Source organism: Celeribacter naphthalenivorans (genome assembly GCF_020524585.1).
Classification (GTDB): Bacteria; Pseudomonadota; Alphaproteobacteria; order Rhodobacterales; family Rhodobacteraceae; genus Celeribacter; species Celeribacter naphthalenivorans.
This window is the reverse complement of record NZ_JAIVLK010000005.1, coordinates 32,087-46,184: the sequence shown is the minus strand read 5'-3', so window position 1 is coordinate 46,184 and position 14,098 is coordinate 32,087. Positions and strand designations below refer to the sequence as shown.

Annotated in this window: 22 protein-coding genes; all 22 read right to left on the bottom strand. The window is 58.1% G+C overall.

Going from position 1 to position 14,098, the window contains the following annotated elements; translation table 11 throughout:
* Positions 1-11: 11 nt before the first annotated feature.
* A complete protein-coding gene (locus LC094_RS11690) occupies positions 12-470 on the bottom strand; it encodes a GNAT family N-acetyltransferase (RefSeq protein WP_226552978.1) in 459 nt (152 codons plus the stop codon).
* A complete protein-coding gene (locus tag LC094_RS11685) occupies positions 467-1,984 on the bottom strand; it encodes a hypothetical protein (RefSeq protein WP_226552977.1) in 1,518 nt (505 codons plus the stop codon). The genes LC094_RS11690 and LC094_RS11685 overlap by 4 nt, the downstream gene beginning before the upstream one ends.
* Positions 1,984-2,706 carry a phage adaptor protein gene (locus LC094_RS11680; protein WP_226552976.1) on the bottom strand — a complete coding sequence of 241 codons (723 nt, stop codon included), beginning with the start codon at positions 2,704-2,706 and terminating at the stop codon, positions 1,984-1,986. The genes LC094_RS11685 and LC094_RS11680 overlap by 1 nt, the downstream gene beginning before the upstream one ends.
* Positions 2,703-3,317 carry a hypothetical protein gene (locus LC094_RS11675; RefSeq protein WP_226552975.1) on the bottom strand — a complete coding sequence of 205 codons (615 nt, stop codon included), beginning with the start codon at positions 3,315-3,317 and terminating at the stop codon, positions 2,703-2,705. Before LC094_RS11675 ends, LC094_RS11680 begins: the two co-directional genes overlap by 4 nt.
* A gap of 53 nt (positions 3,318-3,370) precedes the next feature.
* Positions 3,371-3,838 carry a hypothetical protein gene (locus LC094_RS11670; RefSeq protein WP_226552974.1) on the bottom strand — a complete coding sequence of 156 codons (468 nt, stop codon included), beginning with the start codon at positions 3,836-3,838 and terminating at the stop codon, positions 3,371-3,373.
* A 12-nt stretch (positions 3,839-3,850) separates the two neighbouring features.
* Complete coding sequence (locus LC094_RS11665) at positions 3,851-4,819, bottom strand: phage major capsid protein (RefSeq protein ID WP_226552973.1); 969 nt, start codon at positions 4,817-4,819, stop codon at positions 3,851-3,853.
* 18 nt (positions 4,820-4,837) lie between these two features.
* Positions 4,838-5,875 carry a hypothetical protein gene (locus LC094_RS11660; protein ID WP_226552972.1) on the bottom strand — a complete coding sequence of 346 codons (1,038 nt, stop codon included), beginning with the start codon at positions 5,873-5,875 and terminating at the stop codon, positions 4,838-4,840.
* A complete protein-coding gene (locus LC094_RS11655; RefSeq protein WP_226552971.1) occupies positions 5,868-6,197 on the bottom strand; it encodes a hypothetical protein in 330 nt (109 codons plus the stop codon). The genes LC094_RS11660 and LC094_RS11655 overlap by 8 nt, the downstream gene beginning before the upstream one ends.
* On the bottom strand, positions 6,197-8,038 hold the full coding sequence (locus LC094_RS11650; RefSeq protein WP_226552970.1) for a hypothetical protein: 1,842 nt from the start codon (positions 8,036-8,038) through the stop codon (positions 6,197-6,199). Before LC094_RS11650 ends, LC094_RS11655 begins: the two co-directional genes overlap by 1 nt.
* A 53-nt stretch (positions 8,039-8,091) precedes the next feature.
* Entirely contained in the window at positions 8,092-9,495 is a 1,404-nt protein-coding gene (locus LC094_RS11645) for a hypothetical protein (RefSeq protein WP_226552969.1), read from the bottom strand.
* Complete coding sequence (locus tag LC094_RS11640; RefSeq protein WP_226552968.1) at positions 9,492-9,824, bottom strand: hypothetical protein; 333 nt, start codon at positions 9,822-9,824, stop codon at positions 9,492-9,494. Before LC094_RS11640 ends, LC094_RS11645 begins: the two co-directional genes overlap by 4 nt.
* 35 nt (positions 9,825-9,859) lie before the next feature.
* Complete coding sequence (locus LC094_RS11635) at positions 9,860-10,120, bottom strand: hypothetical protein (RefSeq protein WP_226552967.1); 261 nt, start codon at positions 10,118-10,120, stop codon at positions 9,860-9,862.
* Between the two features lie 43 nt (positions 10,121-10,163).
* A complete protein-coding gene (locus tag LC094_RS11630; protein WP_226552966.1) occupies positions 10,164-10,478 on the bottom strand; it encodes a hypothetical protein in 315 nt (104 codons plus the stop codon).
* Entirely contained in the window at positions 10,475-10,804 is a 330-nt protein-coding gene (locus LC094_RS11625) for a hypothetical protein (protein ID WP_226552965.1), read from the bottom strand. Before LC094_RS11625 ends, LC094_RS11630 begins: the two co-directional genes overlap by 4 nt.
* Positions 10,801-11,016 carry a hypothetical protein gene (locus LC094_RS11620; protein WP_226552964.1) on the bottom strand — a complete coding sequence of 72 codons (216 nt, stop codon included), beginning with the start codon at positions 11,014-11,016 and terminating at the stop codon, positions 10,801-10,803. Before LC094_RS11620 ends, LC094_RS11625 begins: the two co-directional genes overlap by 4 nt.
* Entirely contained in the window at positions 11,013-11,306 is a 294-nt protein-coding gene (locus LC094_RS11615) for a helix-turn-helix domain-containing protein (protein ID WP_226552963.1), read from the bottom strand. Before LC094_RS11615 ends, LC094_RS11620 begins: the two co-directional genes overlap by 4 nt.
* Positions 11,303-11,659: a hypothetical protein gene (locus LC094_RS11610; protein WP_226552962.1), complete on the bottom strand. Its 357-nt coding sequence runs from the start codon at positions 11,657-11,659 to the stop codon at positions 11,303-11,305. The genes LC094_RS11615 and LC094_RS11610 overlap by 4 nt, the downstream gene beginning before the upstream one ends.
* Complete coding sequence (locus LC094_RS11605) at positions 11,656-12,102, bottom strand: hypothetical protein (RefSeq protein ID WP_226552961.1); 447 nt, start codon at positions 12,100-12,102, stop codon at positions 11,656-11,658. The genes LC094_RS11610 and LC094_RS11605 overlap by 4 nt, the downstream gene beginning before the upstream one ends.
* Position 12,103: 1 nt before the next feature.
* Positions 12,104-12,877: a DUF1376 domain-containing protein gene (locus tag LC094_RS11600; protein WP_226552960.1), complete on the bottom strand. Its 774-nt coding sequence runs from the start codon at positions 12,875-12,877 to the stop codon at positions 12,104-12,106.
* A complete protein-coding gene (locus tag LC094_RS11595; RefSeq protein WP_226552959.1) occupies positions 12,874-13,050 on the bottom strand; it encodes a hypothetical protein in 177 nt (58 codons plus the stop codon). The genes LC094_RS11600 and LC094_RS11595 overlap by 4 nt, the downstream gene beginning before the upstream one ends.
* Before the next feature lie 188 nt (positions 13,051-13,238).
* Positions 13,239-13,889, bottom strand: a complete 651-nt coding sequence (locus tag LC094_RS11590) for a hypothetical protein (protein WP_226552958.1) — start codon at positions 13,887-13,889, stop codon at positions 13,239-13,241.
* Positions 13,889-14,095 (bottom strand): hypothetical protein, encoded by a 207-nt coding sequence (locus LC094_RS11585; RefSeq protein WP_226552957.1) that lies wholly within the window; start codon positions 14,093-14,095, stop codon positions 13,889-13,891. Before LC094_RS11585 ends, LC094_RS11590 begins: the two co-directional genes overlap by 1 nt.
* Positions 14,096-14,098 lie beyond the last annotated feature (3 nt).

The window sequence follows — 14,098 nt, the reverse complement described above, 5'->3', positions numbered from 1 at the left end:
CGTTGGTTCCCCTAAATTATAGCACGTTTTTCGGCTCTCTTCGTGAGCGGATGGGAGCGCCAAACCTCTTCCGGCAGGGTGTAAATTACCTCGTCCTCGTTGCGACCTCTGAGGCGCGGAACTGTCACTCCTGAATAGCCGAACTTTTCAGCAGTTCTGCGCATCAGTGAATTATGCTCGGAGACCTGCAAGACGGACAGCTGAGCCCCGGCATCATCAAAGCAATAGCGGTGCATTTGGTAAATCGCATCGAGCGAGAGCCACCCACGACCACCTGCCGCAGACATGCAAATGACCTGCGCATCTGGATTCCAGTCGTGGAACACAACGCCGCCGGATAGCTTTCCGTCTCGAATGACAGCCATCGCGGCGCACTTCGCGCTGTCCCATCCAGAATTGCCAAGCTCGCGCGCCACGAAACCGCAAATCATGGCGCTTTCGTCTGATCCTGCCTTGGCAAAAACGATCACACCACGCGCCCCTCTTCAAGCATCAGGTCGAGCGCGATAAGCTCAAGATCTGGCTCGTTGTTCCGATTCACCGTGACCTTGAAGGCAGGAGCGATTGATGCCCCATTTCCTGAGACGAACTGCCACTCCGAGACGTGTGACTTGTATCCAGAACCGCCCCACGTCATCGTCCCCCAAAGGCCCGTCCCCCAAGCGCTGGATAAGTCCTCCGCGGTCGTTGACGCGACATTAATGCTTCCCACCTCGAAATCACCGAAACATGACAGCCCGATTTCATAGATGTCAGACGCCCTGCCGCGAAACCGCGCCATCTTCCCGAACTTTTGCCGCGCATTTCCGTCTTGGAACTTCGGCACCCAGAGCGCGGAATATTCCATGCCTAGATCATTCCCGCCGGTCTCGGCCTCAACCACCTTGCCGTCCGCCGTCCCGAAGAAAAAGCGGTCATTAAAAATCGTCGCGCACCGAACATCCCAGCCGGTAATTCGAGACCACGCGCCGGTCCGCGAATTTGCCACAAAAACCACATTCTTGCCGCCAACCAAATTTGGCGTCCCGACCATGAGAAGCGTTTGAGACGGCCACATTGTCACGCTGATCTGGTTGGTCGACGTTCTGTTTGCGATTGCCGCGTTCCATTCATCCTCAATGGCAAACGCCAGAGACGATGCTTGCAGCGCGGCCCGGTCCTTCTTTAGAGCCTCGGCGACGGATATGATGCCATCCTCGGTGGCAATCGCCAAATCACCACCGGCGCGGAAATGGGCATTTTTGCCGAGCGGCTTGCCGATCCGGTAGACGCCGGAAAGCGCGAAGTCAGATGACGGGTCTGTTCCGGTGTAGACCGCGATCTCGCCAAGGGTGGAGACGAAGACAATCACGTCGTCGATACCGTCCCCAGCGTCAATGGACCATGTTGCCCCGAACAGAAGTGATCCGCCTAGATTGAAAATCCCGCGCAGTGGAAACTCAGTCGCCGCGCCTGTGATCGCATTGGCTGAGAGATACCACGCGCTGGTCGTATTCTCCTCGATGAACCACAGGCGGTTCTTGAAGGACCAGACGTGCGACAGATCGGAACTTGCAACTCCGGTGATGCTTGGCGTGGTCCAGCTTGCCCCGTCAAACTGCCGCGCATCGTCCGCTCCGTTCACGATGGTGATGAAGTCGCCGCCAGCCGTGGAGAAATGCTGAGAGGACCAGTCGCCAGTGGCAAGGCCGGTCACGTCGGCGGTTGGCGCAACCTCTGGGTCTGCCGGGCTTGTCACGTCATAGATCGCGTCCGCCGTTGCGGCGAACATCGTCTCAACGCCACCAGATGCGTGAACAAAGGTGGAAACGACAGCATCACCAACCGTGGCGTGGAGTTTGGAGCCACCGCGAACGCGCGCGCCCTGCGCGGTCGGAATGCAGTTATCCAGAACTTCCGCTGCATCGCTTGGAGCATCCAAAATTCGCGTATTGCTGATCCAGCCACGACGAGGAGAGGAGAATGTAGCTGTCTTTGCGCGCATCACGAACTCGTAATGTAGTCAGGGACAGGGAGCCTCATCGGGTGGCGATCAGACTTCTCGCTAAAGCAGATCGCGCCGCGCGAACGAAGTCGCTTTTCCTCAGACAAAAGCCATGCCTCGAACTCCTGACCCTCCGGCCCCGGTTCAAGCCCCTTTTGCTCCCGAAAGCGCTTGATGGTCCCAAGCTCAATGAGGCGGCGCGGGAAAAGCAGAACGTCTGTCTCTGACGAGAATGTGCCGCCCGCCGTTCCTGCGGCGTTCGCCATCCAGAGCGTCGACACATAGTTGATCGTCACCTCTACGCCAGAGGCGAGAACGGGATAGAACTCAATCGAGAAATTACCGTCATAGCCCTTGATGCGGAAAAACCTGTTTCCTCCGCCTGTTCCTGTAGTGAGAAGGTGCGTCCATGCCCCATCGCTCGGGACATTCACCCCGAAGCGCCGTGTCGATGTTGTCTCATAAACAGCGGCATCGCCAAACTGTAGGCGGCGGAAATCTGCTGGCAGATCGTATTCAGCGGAACCGTCGCCAGTGATAGTTGTTGACGCCGACACCGGTGCGGGCCAGTCCACGCGCTTCGTGATCTCGTCAACTGCCTCGACAAGGAAGTCGTCGCGGATTTCGACATGCGTTTGCGTCGTCGCCGTCACCCACGATGACGGGGCGGCAACGCTGCACTTTCTGGCAATCCGGTTCAGGGCGTCAACAATGAGCGTCACGCGGCTTCATCCTTCTTCTGGGATGCGCGCGTCGGCTTTGGCTCGGTGTCTTGCTTTGGCTCGGGCTTGGTCAAATCTTCCTCCAGCTTCGCGAGGCGTTCGGCCATTTCTGCGAGCATGGCGTCTTTTTCGGCGTTGGACGCCTCAAGAGCGGCCATCTTCTCGCTGGCAGCGCCTGCGTTCAGCGCTTCAAGGAATTTACCGGCCTGCGTCCGAAGCTGGCGCATGTTCGGCAAAGCGACCTTGCCAAGACCGGCTTCGGAAAGGGTCGCAACATCCTCGACAGTGCGAATGCTGGCCCGCTTGAGTTCGAAAATCTCTGCCTCGCCAATTGCTGTCCATGCCTCCAAAGCCGTTCCGCTCTCGGGCAGCTCCTTGCCCTCTTTCCAAGCCTTGTAATGCGGCTCGATGAAGTGCCAAACGGCGCTCTGGTGAAAGCCGGATGTGCCGGGAATGTCGTTGTCGGTATTCTCGGGGTTCGGCGTCAGGTCTTTGATGCGGGCCACATTGGTCGCAGACTGGATGCTGTGACCGGCGGCATATTCGACCCAATCAACCGATTTTCCGGCGGCGTTGATCTTGGTGAAGAAGCGAAGAACGCGGATGTCCATTGCGGAGATTCCCTAATGTTGTGGAAAGGGGGCCGCTTGGCCCCCTAAGTTGTTCAGAGCGTTGCGTCGATGTGCGGATCACCCAAGAGGATGCCTGCGGCAACGTTGCTGGACTCTGCGCCGGTCGTGTAGAGGCCGTGAATGGTCTCCGCGCCTGCCGTTGCATCGTCATCCACGCGGCCAGCGGTCGCTGTGGTGTTCAGCTTGGTGTTGGCCGCTGCGCCGGTCGCCACGTTGATGGAGCAGGTGCCTTTGACTTGCACCCACCCGTAGTCATCATCCGAGAACGCCGCCGGAGCCACGCCCACACGGTCACCAAGAGCGCCGTCGGAGTTGGTCGTGTCGATCTGGTCCGCCTGATAGGCTTCGCTGATGATCACGACATCGTTGGCAGAAATTGCGCCATCGGCTTGCACGAAGATGTATTCGTCGCCGTTGGTTGCGCAATAGCGATCCCCGAGGCCGAAGCCCTTGCCCTCTTCGAGCGTGGAGACGGGATTGGAAAGGTTTGCACCGATCATTGTCTGTCCTCCTTATGCCGCGTCGATCAGCAGGCCTTGCAGCGAGCGGTTGGAGCACACGAGGTTGCCCATCCAGTACATCGGGATCACCACGGCGTCCTGATTGGTGGGTTTTTTCTCGTCGTCCATCGTCCATTGCGCTTCCTTGTGCTGGACCAGATAGAGATAGTCCGTGTTCAGGAAGTAGCCCTTCTCGGCGGTGGTTCCGAAATTGGAGTTGTCGTCAAAAATGACGTCTGCGTTCTTGTATTTCAGGGACACGAATCCCTCAGACGCAGAATCCTTGTCGGCGTAGCGCGCGCGATCCTCAATGCCAGCCTCGAATACCGAGTAAATGTCATGCGAGAAGACAATGAGGTCCGGCATGTCTTGGCCGCGAACGGTCTGGAGCCAGAGTTTGCCCATCTCGTTTTTGAGCGTGGCCGAGGTGTAAGCATCGGTGCCGGTCATCTCGCGCACCTTGTTCTGCCAGAAGCTGAACGTGGTGGAGTTGATGCCGCCGACGGTGCCGGTGCCTGCGGTTTGAATGATGTGCGACAGACCGCCGATCTGGTTGTCTGCGGAGCCATCCGAGTACAGGTCAACGGAGAGGTTGTTCGCCGCCGTTTTGAGCGCCACTTTCTTGCGGGCTTTCACGAGGTCGATCATCTTCTGCTTGGAACCCATGTTCATGCGGATTTCGCGCCCGGAGGCGGTCACATGAAGCGCGGCCTGCTGCCATTCGAACTTCGCAGTGGTCAGCACGTCCGACGCATCGGTGTTGAGCTGCTCATAGCCTGCGTAGCGCTGGTAGGTGCCGTTTTCCGCATATTCGAGCGGCAGCGCAATCTCGTAGCCGCCGCTTTCGGTCTTGATGTTGCCCTTCTTCTTCATGCGGTTAAGAAGCGCGTTGTGCTTGCTCACGTTGTCGGACAGTTTCGTGGACCAGTTGCGATCCGTGGTCGTGACCATTTCCGTGAACACAGATGAGGGAGTTGCCATCCTGTTTGTCCTTTTGGATTAGCCTTTCATGGCGCGATCCCAAGCTGCCGACATTTCTTCATCTTCTGACATCGGGGTTTGCTTGGAGCCACGAGAGGCGACGTTGACGGATTTGGCATCAAGGACGCGGCGGGTCTTTTGCGGAGCGGGCGGCGGAGGCGTTACCTCTGCTTGTGCGGTCCTCAAGCCCATGGCCTCGGTAGCCATGTTATAAGCCGCGTCCAGCAAGTCCGACGAGGAGGCTTGCGGCATGGTGCGCTGTGCTGCCTGAATGAAGGCGGGCAAATGCGGTTCGACTCTCTGGTAGTGCTCTTTTCCAGCAGACCATTGTTGAATCTCGCCAAGCACTCGCTGCTCATTCGAATACTGCTCAACACTTCCCCGAATTATATCAGGGTTTGAAATGTTTTTCACTTGCTGCTCAAGCTGCGCGATCTGGTTGCGCAGTTGGCGCTCAGTTTCTGCGCCCTGCGGAGCCTGCTGCCCGTTCAGCCGCGCGATAAGCCCCGGCATCGCCCCGGTCTGCTCAGCAACGGCCAAGAGCGTACCAACCGGATCTCGGGTGAGTTGCGCGCGGGTCTTGGCAAGTTCCATCGCATCGGCGGCGACCTGCTCTGGTGTCATGTTCGACAGTTCGGGAAAGTCCTTCGCTGCCTGTGCCATGGTGTTGCGGATCGGTTCAAGCACCTTAGCCATGCGCCCTGCCTGAGCCGCAGACGCGCTCATTTTCATGTAGGTGTCGGCCACGGCATTGCGGGCCGCGTCTGGCATTTGGTCCCATGCCTCGCGAAGCTCATGCGGCAGGCTGTCGAAATACTTCGGGCGCTCGACTTGCTCCGGATCTTCCTGCTGCTCTTCCTCGGATGCCTCTTCGGCCTTCTTGAACCGGCCTTTTTCATCGCGGCCAGACGGCTCTTGCGCTTCTTCGCCTTCTTCCTCGATGCCTTCAGACGTCAGGCGGTCAAATGCCGCGCCCATTTCGTCGTCTTCGGTGATCTCTGGAGTTTCTGCGGGCGTGAGTTCTTCCTGCGGAGAGAGTTCTGCGTTGTTATCCATCTGCTCTTGTCCTCGGCTTCCATGGCTGGTCTTTGTATTTTTCGGAGACGGTCAGGCCGTGCTTTTTCGCGAAGCGCTCGTTTCGGATCTCGCCGCCGGTCGGGCTTTTGAGTTCCGCCGCCTCGACACAATTGTGGCGCTTCAAGTTCTCATTGTGCTGTCCAAGGGTTCGGATTTCCTTGCCTGTGATCGGGCAGGAATACGGCTTGAACCCCATCACCATCGGGACGGCTGGAGTTCGGCCACGCTCTTCATCCGAGAGCATCGGCTCTCCGGTCTCTTTGTCGACCATGCGGCCATCGCGGTAGACGTATGAGGCCATCAATAGACCCCCAACGCCTTGTCGCGCTCACCTGACGCAAATTCGGCCTCTTTCAACTGCTGTTCGCGCTGGTCGATCTGAATGTCGGATTGCGTCTTGGCGATACCGGCCTGCTTCTCCTTGGCCTCAAGCTGCTTGAGCATCATTTCAAGCTGCTGCATGGCCTGCGCGAGTTGCTTCTTCTGATCGTCCTGCGGCTGGCTTGCGGCCTGCTCTGCGAGTTCAATAAGCTGATCCAGAGCATCCTCGCCCTGCGATCCGATGTTGAACATGCGGGCGAAAGACGAATAGAGCGCAATCATCGGCCCTGCGAGTTGTGGCCCGCCTTGCTGAACGACCGGGGCCATGGCTTGGAAGAACCCAGAGGACGATTGCAGGAATTGCCCCATTTCGCCTTTCTGGCGCGTCAGATCGCCCCGCACCGTGCTGTCGCTCTCAACGTCAACACGGCACTGTTTCAGGCCTTGAGCGAACAGAGCCTCAATCTCAGGCGTGACCTGCTCGCCGCTCAACTCTTGCAGGCGCTGCGCCGAGAATTGCGACATGATCAGTTCAGATGTCATCACGAAGAGGTCACGCACTTGGCGCTCAATCTGGCTCTGAGGCCGCTTGATGCGCAAGCTGCCCCACTGCGTCTTGATCTGCTGCGCCGTGGCTGTCTCGCTGGACTTTGACGCGCCGCGCACGATGTCGGAAATGCCGGTGATCTCGTAAATCGCCTGCTTGGTCTGGTCGCGGGCAACGTAAAGTTCACGCAGAACCGTGATTGCCTTGTCAATCGGCCACCACACGATGCCCTTCTCAAGCCCGCCGGTCGCAAGTAAGCTCTCTGCGTCTTCAATCGGAACAAGCGTGTTATCGTCGGCGTCGGCCAGCTTCTCAAGATCAGCGCCATTCCCAACAAATCCGCCCTTGACCTTGAGGCCTTTCGTAATCGCGTTGATCCGAACCGTGGTGCGGTCAAGCTCTTTGGCGAGTGATCGATAGGCCTCGTATGGTACGACAGGCGTACGCTTGCCTGTGACGCGGATCGGCTCGACGGGATGCGGGACAGGGAAGAAGCCGGAAAGACCGAGCGGATCTTCCTTCTCCATGACGATGACGCCATCGCTCTCACGCACGAAACAGACGGACTTACGCGACTTGTCCCAGATTTCCCAAATCGTGTGTTCGTCGCGCTGCTCGAAATTCGCTTCCTGCTGCGCCTTGATCATCTCGGCGTCGAAATCGTCCATATCCTCGTCTTGGACAGTGTGACGGAAGGCGACCCACGGCAGCTTGTCAAAGCGTGCGCCCGGGCCTTCGAGATAGTCAGCCCACGGCACAACTTCGTAAATCACGCGCTCGTTTTCGACCACGGTCTGGACCGCCTCGACAGGCTGGCCGAACTCGTCCGGCGCAATGGTCGTTTCCTCATAAACATCGGCGTCGAAGCGCACCCGAACAACGCCACGACCGGCGACGTATGCGTTTTGCACTGACGCCTCAATCTCCGTGTCCAGCACATCGTCGTCCACCATCGCCTCAAGGCTGCGCTCGAGGATTTTGGCGGCGGATGTCAGCGTACCATAAGCCGGGTTTTCCCTCTTGACGTTCTTGGCGCGGACGTCTGGAATGGCTGTGGAGTTGTAGAGCGACGGGACGATGGTCTCGACGTTCGAAAACAGGATGTTGAAATCCACGTCGTCCTTGCACTCGTAGATTTTTTCCGCGTCCGCAGCGGCTTTGCGCCACTCCTCGTCGCGCTTGAGCGCAGCGCGGATTTTCTCCATCCACTTGCTGCCGCGCTCTTTCAGTTCTGCCGCTTCGTGCTGTGGTGAATCGTCCTGCTCGTCGCTCACGCCGGGGTCGCCTTTTTTGGAACTTCCCCGAAATTATACCAGAGAAATCAGGCTCAATCCCGCGCGCGATTCCTGCGCTTCACCATGGCGTCAACTGCGTCTTTCACGCTCATGTTGCCTTGAACCGATCCATCCACGCTTGCCGTGTATACCAGTTCTTTCGGCCTATCATGCTCCTCGATCTCGCGCTTATCCTTCCAGACGAGGCCCAAGTATCTCCAAGCTGACCCGATATGCTCCGACCAGTCCTTAACCGGTGTGTCGCGGAACCGCTTCAACTCGTCATCCCATTCGCGGCGATATGACTTAAGGCCTTCGACGCCGTGCGCCACGCGCTGCCCGCGCTCGTCGTCGCCGGTGTGGAAAACTGCGGCGTTGATAGCCATGCGCCCCGCTTGCTGGCCGTCTGCCACTGAGACCATTGGAATGCGCACAGGCTTGCGGCCCTTATCGCGCAGCCGCTCGATGCGGGTCTTCTTCTGTCCCCACTCGGTGCGCAGAACGTCGTGAGGCACGTAATCGTTTCCGCGATAGCCCTTGTTGTCCAGCCAATCCAGCCACGTGTCCAAGTCGTCCTCTTCAGGCACGTAGAAGTCCACGATGCGAAGATCGCCGTTGACCACCTGAAAGCACCAGATCGGGTTGTTGACCGCCTTGCCCAAGTCCCAGACCGTGTGTACCGGGTAATCCCAATTGATCGGGACAAGCGTCATGCGGTCCTGTTGCTCGGCGCGGGACATCTCGGCCCCATAGATCGCGCCAACCGTCGCTCCTGCAAACGAGCAGAAATACTCCTGCTCGAACATCGCGCGGCCAAGGTCGATGCCGTATAGGTCTTGATACTCTGCCATGGCTTCGGCCAACTGATCAGCCGTCAGAGCGCCCGTCTGATCGGCCCGCAGAAGCTCGGAGAACCACGTATCGGGGCTGGCCTGCGCCGTGTCAAACATGGTCTTCGCGTGGTTGTTGCCGCGCGGCGTTGTGATGAATGCTGCAAGCCCGTTCGTCTCTCGGATCATCGGAGAGTGATATGCCCAAGCTGCCGGGTTGCAGAGCGCCCATTCTGAATAGGTGATCTGCACCGCGCCTGCGCCTACGTGGCTGTCGTAATTGTCGGACCCGAGAAGCTGCCACGTCGCGCCGTTCACGAACTCGATGAACATGTCGTCATCTTGCATCCGCTTGATGATCTGCTCAGGGAAGGCTTCGAATATGCGACGCTTGCCTGTGTGCGCGTTCACGCCATTCCAGAGTGCCTTGCGGGCCTGCTTGTATTGAGGCAGGCAGTGCCAGTATGTGCCAGGTCGCTTGAATACGTTCTCTCGCGTGGCGTTCAGGACAATCTCGTCTTTCCCTGCGCGCCGGTGCCAGATCGCGATTGCCCGCTTGACCTGCCCCTCTGTCATAGCGCGATAAAAACCGGCCTGATACCATCTGACGCGAAATTCGTGGATCACTTGGATTCGATCACGGTTTGAAAAATAATTTCGCCATTCGCGCCACTTCCACCATGCTTGATGGATTGCGGCGGCGTTCCGTGCGCGCGGTCCTCGCTGTCTTTGAACAGCTTGAGGGTGGCCGGACTGATCAGGAATTCGAGCATTTCATCACTGACTTCATCATCGCCTATCTTTTCCTGCAGGCAGGAAAGCGCTTTGAGGCGCAGCTTTGCGGAAATTGCCGCTGCCTCTTGCTCAGCAAGCAAGACCTCGGATGACTTTCCGGATGGGTTTCCAGACTTCCCCGGCTTGAACCTCGTGTCTGGTGATGGGTTTGGATTTGCCATGTGCTCTCGTGTCCTCTGCGGAGACGTTCCCCGAATTATACCATGCGCTTGCGGCGCTTCGCCAACCCGCTCTCGATGCCATATCGATAGCGCGTGTTGCTCACTGCCTTTTGCGAAACTCCGATGGCCTCCGCTATCTGCGCGTCATTCATGCAGGCCAGAGCCATGCGCCTGATTTTCGCGATGCGCGCCATGTTTCGGCGGCGTCCCGGGCCGTAGACCTTCGACACAACCTCGCCTGACTGGCCGGTCGGGACTTTCTCGACGCGACCCTGTGAAATCGCCTCTTCGATCATTCTACGCTCTTCTGGCGTGATGCTGCTCACTGTCCCTGCCCTCCTATGCGCCCACGACAGGCGTGAATTTCTCTTTGCGGAATTTGTGCCATGTCATGCCTGACGCTTCGAATTGCTCACGCCACCTGTGAGCGGCGGCCTTTGCGGATTGCGCACTGACCCCGACGAAGTGGCAGACAGCGCGGCAATCGCGACTGTCAAACCACGACAGGCTGTTGTTGATGAAGATCGCGTTTTCGGTCTTGCCTTGATCGCCGTATCGTATTGCGTCCTCCAGCGCAGTTTGGAGGACTGAGGCCCATAGGCTGCGCGTGGCAGCGTGGTCGTGCGGGTCGATCATGCGGGCTGGTGCTGTCATCTCGTGGCTTCCTCATGGTCAAATCTGGACCACCTCCATTTGTCGGCCCAAGACCTCACCGCCAGCCACTCATGAAGCGCATCGACGGACCTCAGAGGCTCCCTGCCGATGATGCCGCCAAGTGAGGCCACAGCCTCACCTGAGAATGCGATCTCCCCGCCCAAGGCGCGGAACTTCGATACAGCCTCGGCCTTGCGCGGACGCAGCCGATCCATGAACTGGACAATCCCCTCTCCGGCCCTCTGCTTTTCTGCGATGATTTCCGAGATTTCGCACTCAAGGGCGCCCATCTCTTCGGGGAATGTGATGCGGGTTTGTGCGGTCATCGCTTTACCCCGTCGATCTGGTCAATGACGCTCTGAGCTGCAACACGCGCCATAAGAAGATCGTTGTTATCCCATGTTCCTGTCTCAGGATGCCAAGCCTCCATCAGGACGCGGCAGACCTTCACAGCTTTGCTCTGAGCATCTTGCATTGCCTTGGTGCGCTCACGGTCCGCCTTGCGCTGCTCTGCGGTGGTGTGGTGGCGGTTTCTCATTGCGCGGCCCTCTTCTCTACGGCCCGAATGCCATGAATGACCGTTGTGTGGTCCCGGTTGAAAAATCGTCCGATCTGCGGGAGCGACATGTCTGGGCGCGCGGCGCGGATCGCGGCCATAGCCTCTTGGCGCGGGTGCGCGATGTTGCGGGTGCGCTCCGGCCCTCTCAGGTCGCCAAGTGTGATACCGTATTTTTCCGCAACTCGGGTGGCGATGGCTGACGCGGTGTTGATCGCTGTGCGCCGCTGCCATGCGCGATCCGCTTGTGTCGGCAGGAGGTGCAGGGTCATGCTGATTCCTCCTGTCCAATGAGTGCTTTAAGGATCGCGAGGAGCCATGCCCGGGACGCATTATCCTTTGTTGTTCCGATGAATCCCTGCTGTCGAAGGCCATACGCGTAGTCTGTCCATACCTGCACAGCTCCAGTGGCCAGTGTCTTGATCGACCAAGCCCACCCCGGCAACACTGCCTCGTGCAGAGCCTTGGCGGCGTCGAGTGAGCCGTTGTAGGCTTCATCAGCATCCATAAACGTGCATCGTCCATACGCGGTTTCAGGTGGGAACGCTGCGGCAGACAGTTCAAACGACCAATCACCAGCCTCGACCTTCGCCAGCAACGCTTTCAGTGCTTCGATACGGGTCATTGCGCGTCTCCCACTTTCGGAAAGCGCTTCACGACATGACCGAAGCCGCATTCAGTGAGGATGTTAGCCCGCGTCTCCGCGTCGATGTGGTTTCGCGGTCGGTCTTCATCTTGATCCTTGACGATCTTCGGCATGGGGCGGCTCTTGCGCACAATCGCCCAAATTGCACCCGCGTCAGGCTTGCGCAGAACGCCATTCTGGGTGCGCGGCCCGGTGCGCTGATACTCGGCCCACGCGCGGCGAATTTCGCCCTCAGAAGCGCTTTCAAGAACATCGGCCCACCCCTCAAGCTCGAGGACTTGCTCCGAGGCTGGCGTGGCGTAATCCCGCCAGAACTGGCGAAGGATCGCAGAAGCGCGAATGACAACTTTTTCGCGGTGAGCTTCTTTCTGCGCCGGGCTGAGAGCGTTGAAGCCGGTGATGGTTGAGATTTGATTGGTCACGTTACCACTCCTGCGATTTGTTGGTTGTTCCCGCCGCTGCGGATCGAATGATTGTTTGCTGATCGACCTCCGGCGGGGGGCGTCCTCCACCGCGAATGACCCGCATTTCAGTTGGTTCAAGGCGCTGCTTCTTGCGCCCGGCGTAATCCACCATGGGGCCGGAGAAGTATTTGAACGATGAAATCTGAGAGGTGGCTTTCCCGGTGACGTCACGGATCACGGCGCACTGCTCGTCCAGCGTCAGGCCTAGATCATCGCTCCACTTCGAGGCTTCGAGCATGTCGTTTTGATTGCCCATGATGCGACCGCCTGCGGTGCAATCCTGAGAGCCGTGCCCCATGGCTTCGAGAAGACGCTCACGATCCGTCATGGTCGCGCGCGTATCATCATCATCTATATCTGGTTCTGGTTCTGTATGGATTGACGGTCGTTTTTGTAAGTCTTTGTTTTTATTTGATCCGCGTCTATTTTCAGCGTTTTGTTCTTGAACTTTTCTCAAAGTTTCAAGCTCTTTATCGGCGCGATAATTCGACAAAAACTCGCCGATAATTTCTAGCTTGCCAGATGATAGCAATTTTTCACGGATCGAATTCCATTTTCTGACAGAGCATCCGAGAAGACCTGAGATGTATCTGGAGTCATCTGGTAGCCGACCTCCCTGCATGTAGATCAGGTCTATCACAAGGCGATATGCACCCTTCGTTTCGAAGTCCATTCCGATGGTGCCTTCGATGAAATCGCGCGGGTATGCCTTGTAATACGGTAGTCCATTCACGACACGTCACCCCGCATTTCTTGCACCTCGACAATCACAGCTCCGTCCTTGCATCGGTCTCCGATCAGGTGAGTGATGCTTCCGTTAAGGTCGCGGTCATTGACGCCGAGAGCGTCGGCAAGACCATCTTGCCCGGCTTTGAATGATGCCACGGCGTTGTCGAGGTCTGGCACAGGTCCCCTCCCTTTCGGGCAGAAGATCACACGCACGGATAGCGGACCTGTGAGGCCCTGTGCGCCAGCCTCAAGGGCAAGCGCCCAGACAGTGCGCCGATACGCCTTTTTCGCCCGTGCCAGAGCCATGTGGTGCGGTCTGGCGTTCGGGGAAAGGTCTTTGTGGGGCCATGGGGCTACAATACGCATTATGCGACTCCATTGATGATAGGAGGATCGGCCTCGATGCAGTCACGCGCTCGTAGCGCCGCGCAGACCTCTTCGGTGATCTCGCGCCAGTTCATGTTCCACTTGATCACGTCGATAAGCTCCGGGATCGTCAGGCGAGACGTTGCAGTGTGAAGCTTTCGCCGCGACGCTATTTCGCGAAGTTCTTGTCGCCAAAGCATGTCAATCGCGCCATCAGGCGGACAGACCATTGGCTTGTCCCATCGGCTTGAAAGCTCATGTTCTCGATACTGATCCGCGCCGTGCGCATCAGGCAAATCAAAGCCCCAAACCTGACAGGCCCGCGCCTCTTTCGGTGCGCTTATCCAAGTCCCTGCATTCGGCGTGTCTTTGACACTGAAAAACTTCGAATGCAGCGCAGCAATGACGTGGTGAGCGCATCCGTTCATGGATGAAATCTGTTTGGGAAGTCGATCCAGCTTATCCTTCGAACTTTTGATTTCCACCGCTGCAATCCTGTTGCGCGTCACGGCAAGAACGTCGATGCGGTTCGGCCCCCATGTCGCGCACTGAATTTCGTGAATAATGCGAGCAGATGGCATAAGTTCGCGAAGGCGAGCGACTACAGGCTCACGAATAGCGGCTTCGGCTTCTGATCTATATGCAGGCATCACGCACCACCTTTCGCAGCGGCACGAGACAGGTTCTCAAACCGCAGCAGGCAGGTTGTCGCCGCCATGAGCTCATCATGCGCCTTGCTGATGCCCTGCGTGTCCTTGCGGCGCACGGCGGCGTCATATGCTTCCTGTGCGGCCTGACGGTCGATCTGTAGCGCGGCGTGGCGCTGCTCTCTGGTGAGGATGAAGGGCATGGTCATGGC

Excerpts from the sequence above, each read along its gene's own strand:
- LC094_RS11685 (WP_226552977.1), bottom strand. The coding sequence starts at position 1,984 with ATGCGCGCAAAGACAGCTACATTCTCCTCTCCTCGTCGTGGCTGGATC.
- LC094_RS11675 (WP_226552975.1), bottom strand. The coding sequence starts at position 3,317 with ATGGACATCCGCGTTCTTCGCTTCTTCACCAAGATCAACGCCGCCGGA.
- LC094_RS11670 (WP_226552974.1), bottom strand. The coding sequence starts at position 3,838 with ATGATCGGTGCAAACCTTTCCAATCCCGTCTCCACGCTCGAAGAGGGC.
- LC094_RS11665 (WP_226552973.1), bottom strand. The coding sequence starts at position 4,819 with ATGGCAACTCCCTCATCTGTGTTCACGGAAATGGTCACGACCACGGAT.
- LC094_RS11660 (WP_226552972.1), bottom strand. The coding sequence starts at position 5,875 with ATGGATAACAACGCAGAACTCTCTCCGCAGGAAGAACTCACGCCCGCA.
- LC094_RS11655 (WP_226552971.1), bottom strand. The coding sequence starts at position 6,197 with ATGGCCTCATACGTCTACCGCGATGGCCGCATGGTCGACAAAGAGACC.
- LC094_RS11640 (WP_226552968.1), bottom strand. The coding sequence starts at position 9,824 with ATGGCAAATCCAAACCCATCACCAGACACGAGGTTCAAGCCGGGGAAG.
- LC094_RS11635 (WP_226552967.1), bottom strand. The coding sequence starts at position 10,120 with ATGATCGAAGAGGCGATTTCACAGGGTCGCGTCGAGAAAGTCCCGACC.
- LC094_RS11630 (WP_226552966.1), bottom strand. The coding sequence starts at position 10,478 with ATGACAGCACCAGCCCGCATGATCGACCCGCACGACCACGCTGCCACG.
- LC094_RS11625 (WP_226552965.1), bottom strand. The coding sequence starts at position 10,804 with ATGACCGCACAAACCCGCATCACATTCCCCGAAGAGATGGGCGCCCTT.
- LC094_RS11620 (WP_226552964.1), bottom strand. The coding sequence starts at position 11,016 with ATGAGAAACCGCCACCACACCACCGCAGAGCAGCGCAAGGCGGACCGT.
- LC094_RS11615 (WP_226552963.1), bottom strand. The coding sequence starts at position 11,306 with ATGACCCTGCACCTCCTGCCGACACAAGCGGATCGCGCATGGCAGCGG.
- LC094_RS11610 (WP_226552962.1), bottom strand. The coding sequence starts at position 11,659 with ATGACCCGTATCGAAGCACTGAAAGCGTTGCTGGCGAAGGTCGAGGCT.
- LC094_RS11590 (WP_226552958.1), bottom strand. The coding sequence starts at position 13,889 with ATGCCTGCATATAGATCAGAAGCCGAAGCCGCTATTCGTGAGCCTGTA.
- LC094_RS11585 (WP_226552957.1), bottom strand. The coding sequence starts at position 14,095 with ATGACCATGCCCTTCATCCTCACCAGAGAGCAGCGCCACGCCGCGCTA.